Annotated in this window: 20 protein-coding genes; 8 read left to right on the top strand and 12 right to left on the bottom strand. The window is 64.8% G+C overall.

Annotated features, from left to right (window positions below; translation table 11 throughout):
* The first annotated feature begins 12 nt into the window (after positions 1-12).
* Both cobA and ACE04A_RS06495 read left to right on the top strand, forming a co-directional pair.
* Positions 13-873 carry a uroporphyrinogen-III C-methyltransferase gene (cobA, locus tag ACE04A_RS06500; RefSeq protein ID WP_259246428.1) on the top strand — a complete coding sequence of 287 codons (861 nt, stop codon included), beginning with the start codon at positions 13-15 and terminating at the stop codon, positions 871-873.
* Between the two features lie 21 nt (positions 874-894).
* Positions 895-2,160 carry a nitrate- and nitrite sensing domain-containing protein gene (locus tag ACE04A_RS06495; RefSeq protein ID WP_438857903.1) on the top strand — a complete coding sequence of 422 codons (1,266 nt, stop codon included), beginning with the start codon at positions 895-897 and terminating at the stop codon, positions 2,158-2,160.
* 84 nt (positions 2,161-2,244) lie between these two features.
* Here the strand turns inward: ACE04A_RS06495 and ACE04A_RS06490 are convergent, their stop codons facing one another.
* The 3 genes from ACE04A_RS06490 to ACE04A_RS06480 all read right to left on the bottom strand — a co-directional run bounded on the left by ACE04A_RS06490 (position 2,245) and on the right by ACE04A_RS06480 (position 5,583).
* A complete protein-coding gene (locus ACE04A_RS06490) occupies positions 2,245-3,792 on the bottom strand; it encodes an MFS transporter (RefSeq protein WP_485819966.1) in 1,548 nt (515 codons plus the stop codon).
* A 100-nt stretch (positions 3,793-3,892) separates the two neighbouring features.
* On the bottom strand, positions 3,893-4,360 hold the full coding sequence (locus ACE04A_RS06485; protein ID WP_438857901.1) for a MarR family winged helix-turn-helix transcriptional regulator: 468 nt from the start codon (positions 4,358-4,360) through the stop codon (positions 3,893-3,895).
* 161 nt (positions 4,361-4,521) lie between these two features.
* Positions 4,522-5,583: a LacI family DNA-binding transcriptional regulator gene (locus ACE04A_RS06480; RefSeq protein ID WP_259246423.1), complete on the bottom strand. Its 1,062-nt coding sequence runs from the start codon at positions 5,581-5,583 to the stop codon at positions 4,522-4,524.
* Positions 5,584-5,695: 112 nt separating this feature from the next.
* On the opposite strand from ACE04A_RS06480, the gene ACE04A_RS06475 reads away from it, so the two are divergent.
* The 5 genes from ACE04A_RS06475 to ACE04A_RS06455 all read left to right on the top strand — a co-directional run bounded on the left by ACE04A_RS06475 (position 5,696) and on the right by ACE04A_RS06455 (position 12,113).
* Positions 5,696-6,715, top strand: coding sequence for a TRAP transporter substrate-binding protein (locus ACE04A_RS06475; protein WP_259246422.1), 1,020 nt, complete (start codon positions 5,696-5,698; stop codon positions 6,713-6,715).
* Positions 6,716-6,724: 9 nt separating this feature from the next.
* Positions 6,725-8,605 (top strand): TRAP transporter large permease, encoded by a 1,881-nt coding sequence (locus ACE04A_RS06470; RefSeq protein WP_259246421.1) that lies wholly within the window; start codon positions 6,725-6,727, stop codon positions 8,603-8,605.
* Between the two features lie 73 nt (positions 8,606-8,678).
* A complete protein-coding gene (locus tag ACE04A_RS06465) occupies positions 8,679-9,218 on the top strand; it encodes a VOC family protein (RefSeq protein WP_268077430.1) in 540 nt (179 codons plus the stop codon).
* Positions 9,219-9,369: 151 nt separating this feature from the next.
* Positions 9,370-10,647 (top strand): ribulose-bisphosphate carboxylase large subunit family protein, encoded by a 1,278-nt coding sequence (locus ACE04A_RS06460; RefSeq protein ID WP_279993970.1) that lies wholly within the window; start codon positions 9,370-9,372, stop codon positions 10,645-10,647.
* The gene (locus tag ACE04A_RS06455) at positions 10,644-12,113 is read left to right on the top strand and encodes a four-carbon acid sugar kinase family protein (protein ID WP_448716063.1); all 1,470 of its coding nucleotides are present in this window, start codon (positions 10,644-10,646) and stop codon (positions 12,111-12,113) included. Before ACE04A_RS06460 ends, ACE04A_RS06455 begins: the two co-directional genes overlap by 4 nt.
* Before the next feature lie 117 nt (positions 12,114-12,230).
* On the opposite strand, the gene ACE04A_RS06450 is transcribed toward ACE04A_RS06455, so the two are convergent.
* Positions 12,231-14,714, bottom strand: coding sequence for a DNA internalization-related competence protein ComEC/Rec2 (locus tag ACE04A_RS06450; RefSeq protein WP_485819976.1), 2,484 nt, complete (start codon positions 14,712-14,714; stop codon positions 12,231-12,233).
* A gap of 269 nt (positions 14,715-14,983) precedes the next feature.
* On the opposite strand from ACE04A_RS06450, the gene ACE04A_RS06445 reads away from it, so the two are divergent.
* On the top strand, positions 14,984-17,074 hold the full coding sequence (locus tag ACE04A_RS06445; protein WP_448716129.1) for a TonB-dependent siderophore receptor: 2,091 nt from the start codon (positions 14,984-14,986) through the stop codon (positions 17,072-17,074).
* Between the two features lie 72 nt (positions 17,075-17,146).
* Here ACE04A_RS06445 and ACE04A_RS06440 read toward each other — a convergent pair whose 3' ends face one another.
* The 8 genes from ACE04A_RS06440 to ACE04A_RS06405 form a co-directional block, all read right to left on the bottom strand.
* On the bottom strand, positions 17,147-17,923 hold the full coding sequence (locus ACE04A_RS06440; RefSeq protein WP_485819965.1) for an SDR family NAD(P)-dependent oxidoreductase: 777 nt from the start codon (positions 17,921-17,923) through the stop codon (positions 17,147-17,149).
* Positions 17,924-17,959: 36 nt separating this feature from the next.
* Entirely contained in the window at positions 17,960-18,466 is a 507-nt protein-coding gene (locus tag ACE04A_RS06435; protein ID WP_448716061.1) for a 2,4'-dihydroxyacetophenone dioxygenase family protein, read from the bottom strand.
* Between the two features lie 25 nt (positions 18,467-18,491).
* Entirely contained in the window at positions 18,492-19,520 is a 1,029-nt protein-coding gene (locus ACE04A_RS06430) for a LacI family DNA-binding transcriptional regulator (RefSeq protein WP_259246414.1), read from the bottom strand.
* 60 nt (positions 19,521-19,580) lie between these two features.
* Positions 19,581-20,111: a VOC family protein gene (locus ACE04A_RS06425; protein ID WP_485819964.1), complete on the bottom strand. Its 531-nt coding sequence runs from the start codon at positions 20,109-20,111 to the stop codon at positions 19,581-19,583.
* 9 nt (positions 20,112-20,120) lie between these two features.
* A complete protein-coding gene (locus ACE04A_RS06420) occupies positions 20,121-20,885 on the bottom strand; it encodes an SDR family NAD(P)-dependent oxidoreductase (protein WP_448716060.1) in 765 nt (254 codons plus the stop codon).
* Positions 20,886-20,945: 60 nt separating this feature from the next.
* Positions 20,946-21,905 (bottom strand): Bug family tripartite tricarboxylate transporter substrate binding protein, encoded by a 960-nt coding sequence (locus ACE04A_RS06415; protein ID WP_448716059.1) that lies wholly within the window; start codon positions 21,903-21,905, stop codon positions 20,946-20,948.
* 130 nt (positions 21,906-22,035) lie between these two features.
* Complete coding sequence (locus tag ACE04A_RS06410) at positions 22,036-22,476, bottom strand: nuclear transport factor 2 family protein (protein WP_485819963.1); 441 nt, start codon at positions 22,474-22,476, stop codon at positions 22,036-22,038.
* A gap of 219 nt (positions 22,477-22,695) precedes the next feature.
* Positions 22,696-23,499 (bottom strand): N-acyl homoserine lactonase family protein, encoded by an 804-nt coding sequence (locus ACE04A_RS06405; protein ID WP_448716058.1) that lies wholly within the window; start codon positions 23,497-23,499, stop codon positions 22,696-22,698.
* Positions 23,500-23,509: the final 10 nt, after the last annotated feature.

Below are 23,509 nucleotides of genomic sequence, written 5' to 3'. Positions count from 1 at the left end.
CAGGAGCACACCATGTTCGGAAGCACCGCCCTGTCCCCCTCCGTCTGGCTGATTGGCGCCGGCCCCGGCGACCCCGAATTGCTCACCCTGAAAGCCGTGCGCGTGCTGGGCCAGGCCGACGTCGTGCTGGTCGACGACCTGGTCAACCCCCAAGTGCTGGACTACTGCCCGCAGGCGCGGCTGGTGTATGTGGGCAAGCGCGGCGGCTGCCGCTCGACCCCGCAAGAGTTCATTCAGCGCTTGATGCTGCGCTACGCCCGCCAGGGCCTGCGCGTGGCGCGCTTGAAGGGCGGCGACCCCTGCATTTTTGGACGCGGCGGCGAAGAAGCCCAATGGTTGAGCGACCACGGCGTGGGCTGTGAAATCATCAACGGCATCACCGCCGGGCTTGCCGCCGCCACCGCTTGCGGCATCCCCCTGACCCAACGCGGCATGGCCCAGGGCGTTACACTGATCACCGCCCATTCTCAGGACGGCGCCACGCCGGATTGGACGGGGCTGGCAAAGAGCGGCACGACGCTGGTGGTCTATATGGGGGTAGCCAAATTGCACGACATGAGCAGCCAGTTGCTGGCGGCCGGCATGGCCCCCGACATGCCCGTGGCGATGATCGAACGCGCCTCGCTGGCGGACCAGCGCGAATGCCGCTCAACGCTTGCCAGCATGGCCGAGGACGCCGCTGCGTTCCAATTGCGCAGCCCCGCCGTGCTGGTCATCGGCCAGGTGGCGGCGTGCCAGGTGCTGGAAGTGGCCGGCGCGGTTGGTGTGGCCTACCCGGCCGAGGCCGCCGACCTTGCCACCCCCGCGCTCCCCTTCGTCCAGCCCCGCTTTCCCCTGCCGTCCGCCGAACCGCTGCTGCGCCGCAGCGCTTGATCCCCTCCCTGATTCCTTCTTATGGTCGAACGCCACATCCCGCCGCCCCTGCGCTTTCTGCTTGCCGCGCGGCGTAGTGAACTCCACGGCCTGGAAAGCCTGGCCGTCACCTGCGAGCTGACCGTGCACATCAGCGCGCTGGTGCATGCCTTGCAGAAGGAACGTGGGTATTCGAACCTGACGCTGTGCAACGCGCCCGACAGCCAGCAAGAAACCCTGGCGGGGCTGGTTCAAGACGCGGCCCGCGTTGAAACCGACGTGCGCGGTTTTCTTGATGGCATTGCCGCCAAGACCCCGCACGGCAGCGACAAGGCGCGCCTGCTCAACTGCATTGCTTTCGCCCTATTCCGTCTGGACGAATTGCCCGGCCTGCGCCGCCAGGTGCGCGACCACGCCGTGCCCGCCGACGACGCCGACGCGCGCTTCACGCAGATCATCAGCAGCCTGCTGGCCGTGGTGTTCGAAGCCGCTGATTCCGCGCTGGACCCCGGCGTCACCCGCATCCTGGTCGCCCTCCTGAACTTCATGCAGGGCAAGGAACTCAGCGGCCAGGAACGCGCGGCCGGCGTCATCGGTTTTACGGCCGGCTTCTTCACCGAAACGCAAAAGGCGCGCATGCTGGGCCTGGCCGCCCACCAGGCCCGCAGCTTCGACATCTATGTGCAATACGCGCAAGACGCCGCGCTGCAATGTTGGGAACGCATCCAGCAGCAACAAGGCCAGCCGGTGGAGCGCATGCGCGACATGGCGCAACGCACCTCTGCCGAGCAGCGGGTGGACGGCGCCCTGGCCGAGCTGTGGTTCGACCTATACACCGCGCGCATCGACGCCATGCGCGAAGTGGAAAGCCTGTTGGCGCAGGCGCTGGCGCAGCAATGCGAACGCCGCATCGCCGAAACCCGCCAGGAACTCGACGACCGCCAACTGCTGTTGGCGCGTTATGCCGACCATGCCAGCGGCCGCGCGCCCAGCATGGTGTTCAGCGTGCAAAGCCGCATCGTGGACACCCCGCCCGCGGACGGCGTGGGCAGCGTGCTGGAACGCTCGGTGCTGGAAATGATGCGCGAACAGACGCTGCGCATGCAGCGCACCGACGACGCCTTGAACACGGTGCGCGGCGCGCTGGAAGAAAGAAAGCGCATCGACCGCGCGAAGCGGCTGCTGATCAGCCAGTACGGCCTAACCGAACAGGCCGCGCATGAACGCCTGCAACGCGCCGCCATGGACGGCGGCTTGTCGCTGGCGGACGTGGCGAGACAGGTGATCGGGCAGTTGGGTGGCAACTGAAAGCCGGGGCGACGGAATTCCGGGCTGAGGGGATCCACGCCAAGAAATCCAGCGCTACGGAATCCAGCGCTACCGAATCCACCGCTACCGAAACACCCGCTGCGTCCAACTGACCAGCACCCCCGTCAAGGCCAGCACCGCCAACGCACGGAAGTGGTCCAGGTTGGCCAGCAGCACCGATTGCTGATCCAGGATCTGCGCAATTCGCGCCAGCGCCATGCGCTGCGCCTGCGCGGGGTCGGCCACCGCCGCATACACATTGCTGAGCTGCGCCTTGGCCGCTTCAAAATTGGCATTTCCCTCGGCAATGCTCTCCTTCAACACGTTGTAGTGCTTGGTGGTCAGCCACTGCTGGCTGACCGTGGCTGCCATGATGCCCAGCGCCTGCCCCACCTGCGCCAGCATGTTCTTGACCTGCTGCGCGTGCGCGAACACCGCCGCGTCATGGGTCAGCCCCGAAAAAGTATTCATGGCCGTGGCCGGCATGATGATCATGATGAACACGCCATAGCAGGCCAGCGCGGGCAAGACGTCAGCCCAGGGGTCGGCCCCGGGCGTCAGCCCTGACATCAGCACGCCGAACGCCGTCAGCGCCACAAAGCCCGCCACGAAGAACTTGCGCGGCGACGGCCAGCGCGCAATCAACTGCGCCATCACCACAAAGGTCAGCCCCCCCGCCCCCAGGCCCATCGAGAAGAACATGCCCGTGTTGGACCACGACAAGCCCAGCGCGCGTTGCAGCATTTGCGGCACCAGATAGCCGTTGGCGCCCAGCATCAAATAACTGAACATGAAGAGCGCCAGGCCGCTTAGAAAGCGCACTTCTTTCATGCCGCCCAGCTTGAGCAAGGGCGCGCCGGTGCGCGTTTCGGATCGCACGAAATAGGCCAGCGCGGCGCCCCCCGCCACGGCGAACAGCACCAGTTGATGGCGGTCACTGAAGAAGTCGTAATAGGACCGTTGCAAGGCATGCAGCAGCAGGAAACTGCCCACGCCCAATGCCGCGATGGGCGCCAGCCGCGCCTGCCCGGCAACGGTGGCCTGCCCTTGCCTGCCCGGCATGGAAAGCACCACAGGCACCATGGCCAGCACCGACAGCCCCGCCACCAGCCAGAACATCAGCGGCCAGCCATCGTGATCCACCGCCGCCGAAGCCAGCAAGGGCCCCAGCGCCGTGCCGGTACACAGCCCAGTGGCCAAGGCCTTGATACCGTGAAAGCGCGCGGGACCAGGCGGAATCAAGTTCACCGTCAGCCGCGACGAGGTCAGCATCGCCGCGCAGCCAATCGCCATCAGCACCCGCCCCGCCAGGAAACCGCCCTGGCCCACCGACAGCGCACACACCACCGCCCCCACCGCCGCCGCGCCCAGGGAAGCCAGCAGATAGCGGCGCTGGCCCAGGTGGTGCACCAGCCAGCCTTGCAAGGCAATCATCACCACCGCCACGCAGGCGTAGATGACCGCGATGGCCGTGTATTCCTCGGGACTGGCGCCGATCTCACCCATGATGGGCGTGGCGCCAAAGGTGACCATGCCGTTTTGCAGGAAGTCGATGAAGGTAAGCGCGCCGATGGTCGCCAGCAAGGCGGGCGGCGGAGATGGCGCGGGAGAAGCAGCAGCAGCAGCTTGCATGGCTGTGGTCCATATTTATGCCCAGGCTGTATATGCCTAGGCAGGTAAATGCTTAAAAAAACGCGGGGGCGAAAAAACGGCCCCTATGCTCAGTTCGTTCTCAGTCGGTTTTCGGTTCGTTTTGCGCGTTGACCAGCAAGCGCGACAACAGCAAGTGCAAGGTCTGCGCATCGTCCTCCGAAAACCCCGCCAATAGGCGCCGCATCACCACGTCCGTCGCCGCGAAGGCTTGCGGCAAGGCGGCTTGGCCCAGTTCGGTAAGTTCGATCAGGTGGCTACGGCGGTCGGCTTCGTTTTCCACGCGGCGGATAAAACCCTTTGCCACGATGCGGTCCAGCAGCCGGGTCATCGCGCCCGAGTCATAGGCCAGCACCCGGCAGAAGTCGCTGGGCGTGCGGCCCCAGCCCCGGGCCAGGCAATTCAGCACCACGTACTGCGGCATGGTCAGCTCGAACGGCGCCAGTTCGCGCGCCAGCGCATCGTGAATGCCGTTGCGCACGGACGTAACCATGAAACCGAGCTCACCGGTGTAGAACCTGTCCAGCACGGAAGCGGTAGCAGAAGCCATGGTGTCTCGTTACGGGGTGGCGCGAGGATGGCGATGGCATCGGGCAACAAGCCTTGTGGATCGCGATTGGCCGATTTTATCTGCCTAGGCAGTTAAATTGCAAGCGCAGGTTTTGGCGACTGGGATCAAGCGCGCCGGCACGATAGGCGACAGCGCCCGCATCAAGGCAAATTCTCCCGGAAGATCACCTGGCTACGCGCCAGTTCCACCCCATTCATCGCGCTGCGCTTGTCGCGCAGGTTGCTGAAAATGCGCACGCAGCTCATCAGCGCTTCCATCGGGCTTTGCGTGATGACGGCGTCCATGGTGCCGTCGATCAGCAGCGAGCGCGTGTCCGGCGTCAACCCGTGGCCGATGAACACCACGCGGTGCTGCAAGCCGGCCTCTTTCAAGGCCCGCGCCACGCCGTCGGACGCGCCGCCGATGTTGTAGATGCCCGCCAGGTTGGGATATTGCTCAAGCAGTTGGCGCGTCTGCTCGTAGTTGCGCTGCGCGTCGTCATAGCCTTCGCGCAAATCCACCACCTGCATCGCCTGGAACTGCTCGGCATACAACTGCAAGAAGCCGCTTTCGCGTTCCTCGTGCGCGCGGTAATGGCGCGAGCCGGCAATCAAGGCCACATGGGCGGCGCGCGGGCCGATGAAGCGTGCGATCAGGTAACCCGCCGTGCGGCCGGCGGCGCGGTTGTCCAGCCCCACATAGGCCGTGCGCGCGCTGTTGGCCAAGTCTGAAATCAAGGTCACCGTGGGCACGCCCTGCTGCGCCAGCGTGTTGACCGCTTCGCGCACCACGGGGTGTTCCAGCGCCATGAACGCAATGCCGTCGGCACGCTTGCCGTGCTTGGCCAAGGCCTGGGCCAGCGCGTCGGGGTTGAAGCTTTCCACGTATTCAATCTGGCACTTGGCGTTCAGCGGCGCGAAGTGTTCGTGCGCGTAGCTGACGGTATCGCCCAACATGCGCAGGTAGCGGTTGCTGCCGCGCGGCAGCAGGAACACCAGCCGCATCGGCTCGGCGGGCACGGCGGCGGCCAGTTCCTGTTCGGGTAGATAGTCCAGTTCAATGGCGGCCTTGAAGACCTTCTGCGCGGTGTTGGCGCGCACGCCGGGGCGGCGGTTCAACACGCGGTCGGCCGTGGCGGTTGACACGCCGGCGCGCGCCGCCACATCGGCCAAGCGGGCAAGCTTACGGTCGGGCGAGGGTCTATTCACATCAAAAACCATCATGAAAGAAGTTTGACGATGATAGCGGCAATTCACTATTGTCCAGTCTGCCGCATGGGTTTGGCGCTGTTGTGGCACATCAAAAAACATCATAAGACCAATTTTGGAGACAACCATGAAGCTGCTCACACGCCGTAGTGCCTTGCGTCGCCTTTGCGCGGTGCCCGCCGTTGCCCTGGCCGGCGGATTCCCGCTGATTGCCCGCGCGGCCGACTACACGCTCAAGTACGGCAACAACCTGCCGGTGACGCATCCGCTGAACATCCGCGCGCAAGAAGCCGCCGAACGCATCCTTAAGGAAAGCAACGGCCGCGTCGACATCAAGATTTTCCCGAACAACCAACTGGGCGGCGACACCGACATGCTGGCGCAAGTGCGCTCGGGCGGTATCGACTTCTTCACGCCGTCGGCGCTGGTTATCGCCACGCTGGTGCCGGTGGCCGCCATCAACGCCGTGGGCTTCGCGTTCAAGGACTACAGCCAGGTCTGGGGCGCCATGGACGGTGCACTGGGCGCACACGTGCGCGCCGCGATCGCGCAGCGCAAGCTCTACGCCTTTGAAAAAATGTGGGACAACGGCTTTCGCCAGACCACCAGCAGCAAGGCACCCGTGACGACCGCTGCCGACATGGACGGCCTGAAGATTCGCGTGCCGGTCAGCTCGCTGCCCATCTCCATGTTCAAGGGCCTGGGCGCCGCGCCCGCCAGCTTGCAGTTCAGCGAGGTGTATTCGTCGTTGCAGACCAAGGTGGTGGACGCGCAGGAAAACCCGCTGCCCATCATCCAGGTGGCCAAGCTGTACGAAGTGCAGAAGTATTGTTCGCTGACCAACCACATCTGGGACGGCTACTGGTTCATCGCCAACGGCCGCATGTGGGAAGGCCTGCCGCAAGACCTGAAGACCATCGTGGCGCGCGGCATCAACGAAGCCGGCCTGGCCCAACGCGAAGACATCAAGAAGCTGAACGCGTCGGTGCAGTCGGACCTGGAATCCAAGGGCCTGCAATTCAACCAGCCGGCGCCGGACACCTTCCGCCAGGCGTTGCGCACGGCGGGCTTCTACAAGGAATGGCAGGGCCGCTTCGGCAACGAAGCCTGGTCGCTGCTGGAACAAAGCGTCGGCAAGCTGGCCTGAGGTCGCGTCATGTCTTCCCTGTCCGCTCCCCACGCCGCCGCCCCGACGCTGCCGGCCAACCCCTTGCGGCGCGCCGCCAACGCGCTGGACAGCGTGCTGGGCGGCGTGGTCGAACACGTTGCGGCCGCGATCGTACTGGTCGAGATCTGCGTGCTGTTCGCGGGGGTGGTCGCGCGTTACGTCTTCCATAGCCCGCTGGTCTGGTCCGACGAACTGGCCTCCATCCTGTTCCTGTGGCTGTCGATGCTGGGCGCCGTAGTCGCCTTGCGGCGTGGCGAGCACATGCGGATGACGGCCCTGGTCAACAACGTCAGCCCCGCGCGGCGCGCGCAGTTGGAAACGGCTGCGCTGGCCGCGTCGCTGGCGTTTCTGGTGCTGATCCTGGCGCCCGCCATCGAATACGCGCACGAAGAACACTTCATCACCACGCCCGCGCTGGAACTCAGCAATGCGTGGCGCGCCGCCGCCATTCCCGTGGGCATGGCGCTGATGGCGGTGGTGGCCTTGCTGCGCCTGTTGCGCACCACGCCGGTACGCCAGGTGTTGGTGGCCTTGGTGGGCGTGGCGGCGGTGGTCGCCCTGTTCTGGTTGGCCCAACCCCTGTTCCAGGGCCTGGGCAAGCTGAACCTGGTGATCTTCTTCGTGGGCATCGTGGCGGCCACCGTATTTTCGGGCGTGCCGATTGCGTTTTCCTTCGCGCTGGCCACCTTCTCGTATCTGGCGCTGACCACCAACACACCCATGGAAGTGATGGTGGGCCGCTTGGACGAAGGCATGTCGCACCTGATGCTGCTGGCCGTGCCGCTGTTCATCTTCCTGGGTTCCCTGATTGAGATGACCGGCATGGCGCGCGCCATGATCCAGTTCCTGGCCAGCCTCTTGGGCCACGTGCGCGGCGGCTTGTCGTACGTGCTGATCGGCGCCATGTATCTGGTGTCGGGCATCTCGGGTTCGAAGATCGCCGACATGGCCGCCATTGCGCCCGTGCTGTTCCCGGAAATGCGCAAGCGCGGCGCCAAGCCCGGCGATCTGGTGGCGCTGCTGTCGGCCACCGGCGCGCAGACGGAAACCATTCCGCCGTCCATCGTCCTGATCACCATCGGTTCGGTCACGGGCGTGTCGATCGCCGCGCTGTTCACGGGCGGCCTGCTGCCCGCCGTGGTGCTGGGCCTGGCCCTGTGCTCGGTGGTGTGGTGGCGCTATCGCAAGGAAGACCTGAGCCTGGTGCAACGCTTCAGCCTCAAAGAGATCGGCCGCTTCTTCGTGATTGCGCTGCCCGCCGTGGCCCTGCCCTTTGTGATCCGCGCCGCGGTGGTCGAAGGCGTGGCGACCGCTACCGAGGTCTCCACCATCGGCATCGTGTATTCGGCGGTGATCGGCATCCTGATCTATCGCCGCTTTGACTGGGCGCGCCTGCGCCCCATGCTGATCGAGACCGCATCGCTGTCCGGCGCCATCATGCTGATCGTGGGCTGCGCCACGGCCATGGCATGGGCGCTGACGCAGTCCGGCTTCTCGGGCGACCTGGCGCAGTTGATGGCCGACATGCCCGGTGGCAGCTACGGTTTCCTGGCGGTGTCCATCGTGGCCTTCATCATCCTGGGCAGTGTGCTGGAAGGCATACCCGCCATCGTGCTGTTCGGCCCGCTGCTGTTCCCGATCGCGGTGCAGGCCGGCGTGCATGAAGTGCATTACGCCATGGTCGTGATCTTCGCCATGGGCATCGGCCTGTTCGCACCGCCCTTCGGCGTGGGCTACTACGGCGCCTGCGCCATCAGCCGCGTCGATCCCAACGAGGGCATCGGCCCCATCTGGGGCTACGTCGCGGCGCTGCTGATCGGGCTGATCGTCGTGGCCGCCTTCCCCTGGTTCTCCATCGGCTTCCTGTGACCTGACGCGGCCCGCGCGTGAATCCGCGCCGGGCCCGCCTCCCCTTCCGTCTCCCTCTTTATAAAGATCCATCATGAGTCGTTTTCTGGGCGAAATCCGCCAACTCGGTTATGTGGTGCACGACATCGAAGCCGCCATGGACTACTGGAGCACCACGCTGGGCGTGGGCCCCTGGTACTACAACCCGCGCGTGCCAATCGTCAACTACCAGTACGACGGTGAAAGCCACCAGCCGCACAACTCGGTTGCGCTGGCCAACTCCGGCTTCGTGCAAGTTGAACTGATCCAGACGCGCAACGACGTGCCGTCCATGTACCGCGACTTCCTGCAAGCCGGCCGCACCGGCCTGCAGCACGTGGCCTACTGGACCGAGAGCTACGACGCCGACCTGGAACGCCTGCTGGCCCAGGGCTTCAAGCCCAAGATGAGCGGCGAAGTCGGCGAAAAAGGCCGCTTCATTTATTTCGATACTGAATATCACCCGGGCACCGTCATCGAACTGTCGGAAGTGGCCGGCCCCAAGGGCCGCCTGTTCGACCTGATCCGAGAAAGCGCCAACGGCTGGGACGGCAAGGATCCGGTCCGCCCATTTCCGGACTTGTCCCGTCTTTGAAGCCTGCTGACGTCGGTTGAGGCTTGCTGACGCCTGGTGATGCCTGCGGGTGCCAGTTGATGCCTCTGTCGCTTGCTTATCCCTGCTGACGCCTGCTGCCCCTTGCTGACCCAACCTTGCCGCCCGCCGCCCCCTTTGAATTCCCAAGCTTATGAATTCCCAGTCCTTTAGCGCGACCTATCTGATCGAAACCCCGATGGACCCCGCGCGGGTCGCCGAAGTGATGGCGGGCGAGCAGTCCTGCGGCACCTTCACCCGCGTGCAAGGCGAAACCGATGAACTGCGCGCCCGCGCGCGCGCCCGCATCGAAGCCATCGACCTGCTGGACACCACCGACACGCCCAGCCTGCCCAACGCCTGGCTGGCGCGCCAACCGGGCGGCATGCCGGGCAAGTACCAGCGCGCCCGCGTGCGCATCGCCTTTCCCGTGGCCAACGTGGGCGCCAACCTGCCCACGCTGGCGGCTACCGTCGGCGGCAACCTGTACGACCTGGGCGAAGTCACCGGCCTGCGCCTGGAAAGCATGGAGCTGCCCGCCAACTACCGCGCGCAGTTCGACATGCCGCAAGTGGGCATCGCCGGTACGCGGCAACTGACGGGCGTGGCAACGGGCCCGCTGGTGGGCACCATCATCAAGCCCAACGTGGGCCTGTCGCCCGAGCAGACCGCGCATCTGGTCGCCCAACTGTGCGCGGCGGGCGTGGACTTCATCAAGGACGACGAAGTCTGCGCCAACCCGGCGCACGCGCCCCTGGCGCAACGCGTCGCCGCCGTCATGGCGGTGGTGCGCGCCCACCGCGAACGTACCGGCCGCCAGGTGATGGTGGCCTTCAACATCAGCGACGAAACCGACGCCATGCGCCGCCACGCCGACCTGATCGAACGCGAAGGCGGCACCTGCGTCATGGCCAGCCTGAACTGGTGCGGTTTTTCAGCCATCCAGACCCTGCGCCGCAGCACGCCATTGGCCTTGCACGGGCACCGCAACGGCTTCGGCGCTTTGTCGCGCGCGCCTTTGCTGGGGATTGGTTTTCAGGCGTATCAAACCCTGTGGCGGCTGGCCGGCGTGGACCATATGCACGTGCATGGACTGCAAGGCAAGTTTGCGCAGGAAGACAGCGAAGTCGTGGAATCCGCGCGCGACTGCCTGGCGTCGCTCACGCCCGGCATCGACGACCCGGTCATGCCCGCGTTCTCGTCCGGCCAATGGGCCGGCACCGTGCCCGCCACGTGGGCGGCGGTGCGTACTGACGATTTGATGTTCATGTCGGGCGGCGGGATTTTGGCGCATCCGGATGGGCCGGCCGCAGGCGTGCAGAGCATTCGGCAAGCGTGGCAGGCCGTGCGGGATGGCGAGGCGCTGGAGGACTTTGCGCGCAATGCGCCGGAGTTGAAGCGGGCATTGGAGTTCTTTGGCGGGCGAGCATGACTGCGGATGTCGGCTGCCTAGGCACGCCCCGCGTCTGCTGGTACGGCGACGATTTCACCGGCGCCACCGACACCTTGGCCGAAGTCGCACGCGCCGGCTTGCGCGGCTTGCTGTTCCTGGGCGTGCCCACGCCCGAACAACTGCGCCGCGCCGGCCCGCTGGACGCCATCGGCATCGCGGGCGCCGCGCGCGCCATGTCCCCCGCCGATATGGAAACGGAACTGCGCGCCGTCGGCCGCTTCATGGCCGCCACCGGCGCGCGCGTGCTGCACTACAAATGCTGCTCCACCTTCGATAGCGCACCACACGTCGGCAGCATCGGCGTCGCCATCCGCGAACTGCGCCGCTACATGCCCAACCGGCTGGTGCCGATTGTGGGCGGGCAACCCAGCATCGGACGCTATTGCAGCTTTGCGCAATTGTTCGCCCGCGCCGGGGCCGCGCCGGAGGTCTATCGCATTGATCGGCATCCGGTGATGAGCCAGCACCCGGTCACGCCGATGCATGAGGCTGACTTGCGCCGGCATCTGGCGGCGCAGGGGGTGGATGGGATTCGGTCGGTGCCGCATATTGCGTATCCGCGTCTGCGGAGTGCCGACGATGCCGCTGAAGTGGATGGCTGGATCGACCGGTTGATCAGCAACGATGACGGCCCCGTGCTGTTCGACCTGACCGACGACGAGCAACTGGCCGTGATCGGCAGATTGATCTGGCGCGCGGCGGCGAGTGCTCCGTTGTTGGCGGTTGGTCCAAGCAGCGTGCAACAGGCGCTGGCGCGCGCGGCGGCGTTAGAGCGCGGGGGTAAGGCGGCGGGGCGTGACGGCAAGGACGCTGGGGGTGATGCCAAGCTTGCTGAGCGTGATGGCAAGGATGCTGGGCGTGACGGCAAAGTTGCTGGGCCTGATGTCGCTGCTTCGGTAAGCAATCGCCTGCCCCCCCTGCCCGCCGCCACCGGCCCCGTGCTGGTCATGGCCGGCAGCCTGTCACCCGTTACGGCGCGGCAGATTGCCGCAAGCACGCGCTACACACATCAGCCCCTGCAAGTGCAAGCGCTGCTGGAATCCCCCGCCTACGTGGCAGAGCAAGTCCAGTTGGCGGCCGCAGCCTTGGCGCAAGGCAACAACGTGCTGGTCCACACCGACCGCCCCGAACAAGCGGTGACCAGCGATCAGGCCGCCTCCACCGCTCGCGCCACCGCGCAACTTGCCGCCGCCATCATCACCGCCAGCGCGCATGCCGGCACCCGGCTTGCACGGGTCGGCATCGCGGGCGGCGACACCTCAAGCCAAGCCACGCTGGCGCTGGGCCTGTGGGGCTTGGCGTTTCGATGCGTGTTAGCGCCCGGCGTGACTGTCAGCGTTGCTCGCAGCGACAACCCGGTGGTTGATGGTGTGGAGTTGATGCTTAAGGGCGGGCAGATGGGCGGCGATGATTTGTTCGATCGGTTGGTGGCTGGCGCGGGATAAAGACTGGCGGGGGCTGCTGGTCGGAGACGGCTAGCATGGAAACCTTGCCGAGCTGCTTGCCCTGCGGTCCTCGTTGAACCTTGTCTTAGCGCTTGCGGATAGCACCCTATCCATCCGTCATCGGCCATGCCAATACCGTGCGCCCTCACCTCGCTGCGACCATACCCGCAGCCCGCGCCCGCTGGATTCCGCCATCACCGCGCCATCCCGGTCGCTACGCCAGAACACCGCGCCCGCGCGTAGCCAGCGTCGCTCAACGGTCGGGGCGGGATGACGGAAGCGATTCAAATGCCCAGCCTGGGCGATCGCGTGCGTAGCCTGCACCGCGCGCACCCATTCCCGCCCGGATGACGACGCGGAACCATGATGCGGTGCCAGCACCACGTCTGCCTGCCCCACCCCGCGCGCCACCAGTTCGCGTTCCTGCGCCACGCCGATATCGCCCGTCAGCAGCAACGAATGGCTGGCGCCTTGCACGCGCAGTACGCAACTGTCGGCGTTCTTGTCAGCCGGCGCGCCGCTGCCGCCCTTGGCGGGATGCAGAAATGTGAACCGCACGCCGTCTACCTCCCACGAGTCATCGCGTCGGCAACGCAACATGCGATCGGGCAGCGCGGACGGCGCATCAGGTGCAGCTTGGCCCGGCAATGGCCCCGTCGCATTCCCGGTCACCGACCTCGTCACCTTCCCCCTCCCCGCCCCCGCCACCGGCCACACGCTGGCATCGCGCCGCACGAAAGCCGCCACATCAAACGACGCATAACTCAGCCGCACCGGCACCGCCGCCAGCACCGCGCGCGCACCGCCCACGTGGTCCTGGTCGGCGTGCGACAGCACCAGCACGTCCAGCGCGGTAATGCCACGCGCTTGCATGAACGGCGCCAGTACCCGCTCGCCTGCATCGCTACCGCCGTAATGACGCGGTCCCGCATCAAACAACAGGGTCTGGCTAGCGGTCTCGACCAGAATTGCACTGCCCTGCCCCACGTCCAGCGCGCTCATGCGCCAATGGCCTGGCTCGGGCTTGTCCGGCCGCCAGCACAGCAAAGGCAGCATGCACACCCACCCCAATTGCCGCGCCGGCCATCCACGAGCCTGCAAGGCCCAGACCATACCCGCCACGGCCAACAACAACCACGGCCAGGGCGCAGCCGCGACCGCAAAGCTCGCCCAGTCCGCATTGCCCACCCACACCACCGGCACCATCGTGGCATCAAAAGCGGCCAGCCCCACCTGCGCCGCCCAGCCTGCCGCCGCCTGCGCGCCCGGCACCACAGACAGCGCCGCGCACAACAAGGCCAAGGGCGTCACGATGAAGGTCACCGACGGAATCGCCACCGCGTTGGCCAGTGGCGAGCCCACCGACACCTGGTACACCAGAAACGCCAGCAAGGGCGTCAACCCCAAGGTCACCAGCAACTGCAAGCGCGTCGCCTGCGCCAGCCGGCTTGCCCAACGCTGGCGCCACCCGGCCTCGGCGTCAAACGGCAGGTCGGCAATGCGCAGCAATATCGCCACCGCCCCAAACGACAGCCAAAACCCAGCCGACAACGGCGCCCACGGATCCAACGCCACCACGCCCGCCCCCGCGCACGCCAACACCCTGCCCGCCGTCAACGGCAGCCGCGACATCGCCGCCGCCAACACCACCGACAACATGAAGAACGTGCGCCGCGCCGGCACGCCCCAGCCCGCCAACAGGCAGTACAGCAAGGCCACCGCGGCCGCCGCCGCGCCGCCTGCCACGCGCGACGGCGTGAACTCCGCCAAGCCCACGCCCCGCCATCGGGCGCGCCGCCAAGCCGCCGCCACCAGCACGCCTGCAATACCCGCGATGGACGTCACGTGCATGCCGCTTATCGATACCAGATGCGTAATGCCGCTGCGGTTGAAGATGCGCCAATCATCGCGCGCCACCCCGGCCTGATCGCCAATCGCCAAGGCAATCAGCACCGGTGCATAGCGATGCCCCCCCAAGGCCTTGCGCATCCCCACACGCACATGGTGCCGCGCTCGTTCGATGGCCACGCCCGCCGACGCCCAAGGCCGATCATCAAGCAACTGCGGCCGGCCGCGCACCGTGCCCACCGCCCGCAAACCACGCGCGAACATGCGCGCTTCCGCATCGGGGCCGGCCGGGTTCAGCACGCCATGCGGACGCCGCAAGACAAGCGCCATCCGCCAGATCTGGCCGGGCAGCAAGGCGGGCATGGGTGCAGTGGCGCCGGGTGGCGCTTGCCAGGTGACCTGGATGCGAGACGGAATGCCCGGGCGCGCGGGCTCGGCCAGTTCGGCGATGAAGCGATGGTGTCGTTCGTCGCCGTCTGGTAGCTCGGCCACGCGTAGGATCAGGCGCGAGACTTGGTCTTGATGTATGTCCGCCAATGAATCGTCAAGGCGATGGTGTGCTTGAAGGCAGGCGTTAAGCGTACCGGCGCAAAGGCCCAGCACCAGGGCGGACGCGATGCGAGCAAAGTCGCCTTGGCATCGCATGCAAACTGCCGCCGCGATGCCGCCAGCCACTGTCACCAGCAACAGAACAAACGCCCCCGGCAGTACCGCAAAGCACTGCACCCACGCCGCGCCACCCACGAACGCCAGGCAAAAAGAACGACCGGTGATGTCCCTCTCCCAAAACCAGGAGCGTAGGACGCGCGGGCAGCGCGCCCATCACCGAATGAACAGTTCCATCCACCTCGGCATGCCGCAACGCCAGTCTTGCCGATCCGGCGCACAGACTTTAATATTAATGCGTTTTATTATCATTCCGATATTCCAAGAGCCGCTTCAATACGGCCCTCACCGTGCATGGCGTCGCGCCTCACAGCCACCGCCAAACACCCTATCCAGCAGCCCTCCCCTCTCTCTTGATGTCGCCCATTCACGCCCCCGCCCTATTCGCCGGCCTGGCTCTGCTTGCCCCTGGCGTCCTTCATGCACAGTCCCCAGACGTCGTCCAACTTCCCTCCGTCCGCGTCACCGCCGATCCGGAAGCCGACGGCAGTTTCAATCCCGTCCAGCCGCCCTCCGTCAACAAATCCTCCGTGCCGCTGTCACAGACGCCACAGTCGATCACCGTGGTCCCACGCGCCGTACTCGACAGCCAACAAGCGCAAACCCTGGCCGACGCCCTGCACAACGTCCCGGGCGTGGTGGCCAACCAGTTTGGGCGGCGGGGGTGGGATGACCTGATCATTCGTGGGCAAGTGGCTTCCGATTCCTTGTTCCTGGACGGCCTGCGCACGGCAGCCTCCAACCGCGTTGCCGAGCAACTGTTTGGGCTTGAACAAGTGGAAGTGCTTAAGGGCCCTGCTTCTCTGCTCTACGGCCTGGTGCTACCCGGCGGCCTGGTCAACATGGTCAGCAAGCGGCCCCAGCCCGAGGCTTTCGCGAACGTTGAGACCACGGTCGGCAGCCACGATTTCTATCAGGGGACCCTGGATATGGGCACGCCGCTGTCAGAGAACGGCAAGGCGGCTTTCCGCTTGAACGCGCTGGCGATGAACTCGCATGACGCCACCGATTACGTGTGGTTCAAGAATCGATGGATCGCGCCGTCGCTGTCGCTGGATCTTGGAACACGAACGGACTTCACCATCCTTACCAGCTATCAGGAACGCCGCTATGTGCGGCAGCAAGGCTTGCCGGTGGTCGGGTCCGTGCTTGAAAACCCGAATGGCAGCATCCCTCGTGATCGCTTTATCGGCGAGCCGGATCAGGACCCGTATCGCGGATTCCAGAGCCGGGTGGGCTATGCGTTGACGCATCGCTTTGACAACGGCTGGACGGTCAACCAGAACCTGCGCTGGCAAGAATTCACGCTTGACGGCCAACTCGTGGCGGCGGGCACGCTTGCCGCAGGGGGCCGCAGCCTGCGACGTACCGCCACCGACCAGCATTGGGACGGCGATACGTTCTCGATGGACACGAATGCGCAGCGCCGCTTTGATACCGCTTGGGGCAAGCACGAGATCACGGTCGGGGTCGACTATCTGCGCACGCGCGAGAACGCGCTGCAAAAAAATTGTTCCGTCGGCGCATTGAACATGTACGACCCGGTTTACGGAAGCCCGATTGTCTGCCCCGCCAATCCGCGCACCGACAGTCAAAGCACCGTACGTTCCCTGGGCTTTTACTTTCGTGACCAGATCCAGCTTGGCGAGCGTTGGCGCCTGATTGCCGGCCTGCGGCGTGACGATGCCGCCAGCTATTCCACGGACAGGCTGACCGGCAACCGCCAGGACAACCCGGCACAGAAGACAACGGGGTCGGGCGCAGTGATGTACGAAATTGCGCCCGGGATACGCCCCTACATCAGCTACGCCACCTCGTTCTATCCCAACGTAGGCACCGACGCCAACGGCCAGGGGTTTGCACCCGAGACGGGCCGCCAATGGGAAGCCGGCGTCAAGTTTGACCTGGATGAAGGCAATACCAGCCTGACCGTAGCGGCCTTTGATCTGCGCCGTCGCCAGGTACTTCAGTCCGACCCGATCAACGATGGCTACAGCATTGCCGTCGGCGAGCAACGTACGCGAGGCGCCGAGCTTGGCTTTGTGTCGGACTTGGGCAATGGGTTGAGCCTGATGGGCGGCTACGCCTACATTGCGGCCGTCATCACCGACGACGGCGGGCAGGCCGCCTCCACCGAAGGTAGCTGGCTGGACAACGTGCCGCGCCACAGCATCAACCTGACGGCGCGCTACCGCTTGCGCGGCCCGGCGCAAGGTTGGGAACTGAATGGTGGCATGCGTGGTGAAAGCCCGCGCCACGCTTACGGATACGTCATCCCGGGTTACGCGGTGGCCGACGCGGGCATCGCTTACAACGCGGACCGCTGGCGTGCCGCATTGACCGTGCGCAACCTGTTCGACAAGGATTACTTTGCCGGCGGCCTGCGCAACGCCGTCGCGCTGGGTGACGGGCGCACAACGATGCTTACGCTGGGATATCGGTATTGAGTGAGTTGCCAAGCGGCCGGATCTTCCGGCCGCACTGGCGGCCACGTCAGCAACGGACCCGCCAAAGACGCGCTACAAACTCGACCCCCCATCCACCACCATCAAACACCCCGTAACGTAAGCCGCCTCGTCAGACGCCAGGAACAGCGCCGCATTGGCAATGTCCCAAGGGCTGCCCTGGCGCCCCATCGGGCACCTTGCGTCCCGCGTCTTATGCCCTGCTTCCACCGCCTCGGCGCTGGCATACAGCGCATCCGCATGCGGCGTTCGAATCATGCCGGGGATGATGCAATTGCACCGCACCTGGTCCGGGGCATACTGCCGCGCGATGACCCGCGTCATGTGATTGACGGCCGCTTTGGCGGTGCTGTACGACAGGAACTGCATCGGGCTCCATTTCAGGCTTGCGGTCGACGATACGTTGATGATGGCCCCGCCACCGCGCGCCTTCATCTGCGGCAAGAAGGCGCGCGCCATTGCCATGGAGCCGCGCACGTTGACCGTCATGACGCGGTCCCACTCGTCGTCTTGCACGGCAAGCAGGTCGCCCTGGATTTCGATGCCGACATTGTTGTGCAGGATATCGATGCCCCCGTGACGCCCCGCCACGTCGTGCGAGACTCGCTCGATCTGTGCCGAATCCGTGACGTCCAATTCAAGCGCTTCCGCAACACCGCCTTCCAAGCGAATCATCTGCACGGTCTCTTCCGCGGCCGCCAGGGACCGGTCGGTGCAGATAACGGTTGCGCCTTCGCGCGCGAACCGGATCGCACAGGCTGCGCCGTTGCCCACCTGATCGGCGGCGGAAAACGAATTTCTTAGCGTGCCGGCGCCTGCTACCAGGGCCACTTTCGATGCCAAACGCATAACCAGAACCCTCCCCGCTCAATCGCGCGTGAATTCGGCGCCACCCTTGGGGCGGATATAGCGGGGCACGGGCAGCCCGGCCTTCTTGGCCGCGTCAAGAATCGAATCTTCGATGGCGCCCGCGTCGCGGATGTTGGCGAACTCGCCATCGATAAAGTTGATGTTGGCGCCGAACACCACCATGAAGCCTTCGGCCGGTTCCGTAGCGTCTTCGGGCACGGAAAACGTATGGACCGAGCCGCCGGGTTCGTACAGATAGCTGCCGGCCTTCTGCACGTCATCCGGATACTCCAGGTAGTTCCACTGGCCCTTGGTGGTGTAGAAGTGGACGACGCCGGTATGGAAGTGCGTGGGCAGGCGCGTGCCCGGGGCGAACTTGCCGTACAACACCCACACACCGTTCTCCCGGTCCAGAAACAAGGGGATGATCGATGAGCCCGGGGCGGCGCCTGGCACTTCTACGCCGTCTTCAATGTTGACGGTCAGCAGGCGATCTTGATGAGTGATGGTGTACGGAAGTGTCATGAGCGTTCCTGATGTTGATGAAGGGTCAAGACGGCGCCGCGGGCGCGCACGATTCGCGCAATATCAGCTGCGTCTTGATAACGATGCGATCGCCTTGGGCAGACGCCGTCTGGCGATCCAGTTGCTTTAAAACCAGTTGTGCCGCGCACGTGCCCACCGCCTCAAGATCCCAACTGAGCGAGGTGATGGCGGGGCTGAATAGCTGCGACAGATCGGTGTCGCCGATGCTGATCACGCTGATATCGTTGGGCACCGAGTCTCCGGTATGGCGCAGGGCTTGCAGCACGCCGGACAGGATTCTTGTTCCCAGGCAAACAAATGCCGTGGGGCGGTTCGCGTGCGACAGCAGTGACATCGCCTCGGTGAAGGCGAACTGCATCGCGGACCGTTCCGCCCGGATCAGCGCCGGGTCGGGAACAATGCCGCGCGCGTCGAATGCCTGGCGAAAACCCGCGATACGTTCTTTACCGGTGCGCAGGTCCGTGCCCGGCGTCAGCAGCGCAATGCGCGTGTGGCCCAGGTTCAGCAGATATTGCGTCGCCTGGAATGCGCCCGCCGCATGATCCACGTGGATACCAACGGAGGACTCGCCGAACTCTCGGTCCAGTGCCACCACGGGCAACTCTTGCGACAGCTTGTCGATGAGCTCGGCGGATTCCTTTTCGCAGGGACCCAGAATCAAGGCGTCGACGCGCCGGCCGCGAAAGATGTCGACCAAGGACGCTTCGCGCCGCCTTTCGTTGTGTGTGCTAGCCACCAACAGTGAATAGCCTTCGGCCTGTAGCGCGGTTTCTGTCGCGGTGATGATGCGTGCGTACAGCGGGTTGGCCAGATCGGACACCAGCAGCCCGATCACGCCGGATGACTTCGTGCGCAGGCTTCTTGCCACGGCGTCCGGCCGATAGTCCAGGCTGCGCACCGCCTGTTCGACCGCCGCGATGGCGGCTTCGCTGACGCGGCCGGTGCGGTTCAGCGCGCGCGATGCCGTGCCCAGGGAAACCCCGGCTTTCTTGGCCACGTCGCGGATGGTGATTCGGGCGATTGGGTCTTTCATGATTGTGGTTTTGTCTGTGCCGAAAGTGGCTAACATACACCGTCTTCGGCACTCGGCCGCCTAGGTTCGCGGGCGTATCGGCGCGGATCCATCCCACGATGCGCAAGCTGCTCTGATCTCGTCGAAATACTCGCCTTTGCCGCCCTTCATTTCCGACACTTCGATCATGCCGCTGGGCAAGTCAGGATGGACGAAGTAGGCAAAGCGGCCGCGCAAGCCCATTCGTCCGCCGTGCCCTTCCTCGTAGCCGTTACGCAGCAGCCGGCCGCAAAACTCGTCGAAATGGTCCAGCGTCCAGAACGCCACATGCTGCGCGCACTCGCCACTGTTACGCAGGGAATCCAGATAGAGCGACGGCGCCTCATCGCGCTGTTGGATCAGCTCGATTTGCAGGTCGCCTGAATTCGCCAAGGCAATGGACAGGCGCGGCGGCTGCGACACTTGGCCGCGATATCGGAATTCGGTCGTGCCGCCCTCTTCCTTGTAGAACCACGGGCCAACGCCAAGCACCTCGGACCAGTGCTTCATGGCTTTTTCTATGTCGCGGACCACGTAGCCCACTTGCCGAACGCCACCAAAAATTCTGCTCATCAAGGTTCCTTAGTTCATGTGGGCGCCGCCGTTGATATCCAACGTCGTGCCGGTGATGTAGCTGGAAAGGTCGCTGGCCAGGAACAGGCAGCCGCCGGCCACTTCGTGCGGGCGTCCGGCCCGGCGCAGCGGCCAGCCTTGGGCGGCGTCGTCCTTGCTTTCATCCGAGCGCCCGGTGCGCGAGAAATCGGTGGTGATCAGGCCCGGGGCAATCGCATTGACCCGTATCTTGTGCTCGCCGAACTCCTTGGCCATGGCGCGGGTAATGCCTTGCACGCCCGCCTTGGCCGCGCAGTAGTGCGCGCCGCCGAAGATGCCCCCGCCGTTCTGCGCCGACAGCGATGAAATCGAGATGATGCTTCCCGCCGCGCGCTGAATCATCAATGGGATGACGGCTTGGCTCAGGTTGAAGACGCCGGTCAGGTTCACCCGCAGGATGCGTTCGAAATCCGCAGGGGTAATGTCGCGAAACGTGGCCTTCTGGGTGATCGCCGCATTGTTCACCAGCACGTCGACCACGCCGCCCGACCACGCCGCGATCTGGTCAACGGCGGCGCGGCAGTGCTGGTCGCTACCAACGTCACAGGCCAGCGCAAGCAGTTGGGCGGGCGCAGCGCCCAGGTCAGCCGCGCTTTCCTGTATGCGCGCCTCGTCCACGTCAAGAATGGCCACGCGGGCGCCATGCTCCAAGAAGAGTCTTGCGGTGGCTTTGCCAATGCCCTTTGGGTGCGCCGCCCCAGAAATGACGGCAACGCGGTCTTGTAGCAGTTTCATCAACGTCTCGTGTCGGGAAGCAGGCGACGAGATCACTCGCCGCCAAGATGGGGAAGCCGCTTACTGCGGCTGGATGCCGGCCTCTTGCGCAACCGCGCGCCAGGCTTCGATGTCGGCGATGTTCGCCTTTTCATGGGCGGGTCCGGGCACGTAGTTGGCCGAGATACCCAGCCCAAGCAGCTTGGTGATCACTTCCTGCTCTTTCAACACCTTTTCCAAGGTGCTGGATAAGCGATCGACGATGGGCTTGGGTGTGCCCGCGGGCACGTACATGGCCCAGTTAAGGTCGCGATCAAAGTCGATGCCCTGTTCCTTGTAGCTGCGAATTTCCGGCACGCTGGGGGAACGCTTGGTACAGACCGCAAGCCCTTTCACCTTATGCTGCGTCACCATCGGGGTAGCCGTTGCCATGTCGACGAAACCAAGATCAATGTGCCCGCCCATCACGTCGGTCATGATCTGCGTGGTTCCCTTGTAGGGCACGTGCTGCATCTTCAGCTTGCCCTTCTGCACCAGGATCTCGCCGCAGAAATGGCCGGTGGAGCCCACGCCCCAGCTTGCGTATTGCACGGGCGTTTTACGGGACTCCTCCAGTTTCCTGATCCCCTCGATGTCATTCGCGGGAAAGCTGTTGTTGGCGACCACCATGATGGCGGAGTTTCCGATGGCGCCCAGCGACGTGAAACTCTTGATCGGGTCGTACGGCAGCTCCTTGTAGACCAGGGGCGAAAGTATGTGCGTGGTCATGCCGCCGATCGTGATCGTGTAGCCATCAGGCGCCGCGCGAGCAACCGTTGCGATGCCGATCGTGCCTCCCGCGCCAGGCTTGTTCTCGACGATGACGGGCTGCTTCAGTTCGACCGAAAAGCGCTCCGCCAAGATGCGGCCCAAGGTGTCGCCGCCCCCGCCCGCCGAGAACGGCAACAGCATGCGGATGGGGCGATTCGGGTAGTCATCGGCGTGAGCGACGCCCATGCCGAACACGGCAAGCATCGCGGCTGCAACGGACAGCTTTTTCATTGTTGTCTCCTCGGGTTTATCTCTGGGCGCAGTGCCTCGTTGGCCCGCCCTGATTTTTTATGCTGAAAAAATGGTTCTTACAGTGGGTCTCTCATGGCTACCCGCCTCCTGAACGGGATCGCCGGTACCGCTACAGCAACCCGAGCGAACGCAGCTTGGCGTTCTGACAGGTGTACGGACGCTCGCAAATAATCTTGGCGGAGTCGGGCGCGAATTCGAATGTCGCGGCCATGCGGACGCGAAACTTGCGCCCCGTCGGCTCGTAGGTCTTGCCGTCGACGGTGAACGGCCCGGCATGCGTGCCGGACAGCCAGAACTCCACCAGGACGATGTCCGTCCCGTCGGCCGCGCCCACCGCAATGATCTCGTTCTTCAGATCTGGAAACGACGCGCGCGACGAATGGAAGTACCCCATCACTTCGCTTTCGCCGTCGAAGCCGGCGCCGCTTGAGTGCATCTCGTACCGGGGGTGCTCAAAGGTATCGATGACCTTGTCCCATTCCTGGACACACTCCAAGGCCATGTGGTCTACGACGGTTTTCACCCGTTCAGCCTGCAACTCGGTGTTCATGCCTATCCTTTTTGTGGAAACGTTTCCGCAAATTATGGAGGCAAGAATTGCCTAGAAAAAGCTAGGGATTACGATAATTAGTGGAAACGATAACGCAGCCAGAGCGGCCCGGTTGATGCTCGGCGCCTGGCTGTCTGAAGGATGGGTTGGGCGGAAAGGGTTTTGTGCGGCCTGCCATGCCGCGGCGGCACGCCCGGTTGGTGCTGACTGCCGTTTCCGCTACCCGGAAACGCGCGGCTCACAATGCAGCATCACCACATGCGGCGAATCCTGCCACGCCGGATACCGCTCCAGCACCGCCGGGTCATGCCCCGGCACCACATGCTGTTCGGACTGCGCAGCGCCATACAGCTTCGCATAGCCCGACAGCATCTGCGCCGTGTTGTAGACGATCGGAAACGGCCTGCCCTGCCCCATGTTCTCGTAATAATGGCTGGCGTCCGACGCCAGCACCACCCAGCCGCGTTCGGTATGTACCCGCACCGCCTGCAAGCCTTTCGTGTGGCCACCGATATGCAGCAGTTCGATGCCGGGCAGCAAGACTTCGTCGCCGTCATGGAACTCCACCCGATTTTCGTAGACTCGCCTGATCAGCGTGACCACGTCTTCCACCGCATAGGCATGGCGCAGCGGTGCAAAGCACATGCAGCGGCCGGTGGCGTAGTCCATTTCATCGTCCTGCACATGAAAGCGCGCCTGCGGCAGCAGATCTAAATTGCCCGCGTGGTCGTAATGCAAATGGGTCAGCACTACATGCTGCACGTCTTCGGGCTGCACGCCCAGCGGCGCCAGCGCCGCGATGGGGCATTGGATCAGCTCACGCCGCCGCGTGCGCGCCATGTCCGCGTTGAAACCGGTGTCGACCAGCAAGACGCGGCCCGCGCCACGTATCAGCCACACGAAGAAATCCATGGGCATGTCGCCGTCGTGGGGGTCGCCGCCCAGGAAGTTGTCGCGCCGTTGGCGCGGCATGCGAGCGTAGCGGATGGCGTAGACCTCGTATTGGGGAAGCGTGTTTTGCATCGTCAGGCTC

This window comes from Achromobacter colocynthidis, from assembly GCF_057334535.1.
Note: the sequence above shows the minus strand (reverse complement) of the source record. Positions and strands in the feature narration are given on the sequence as shown.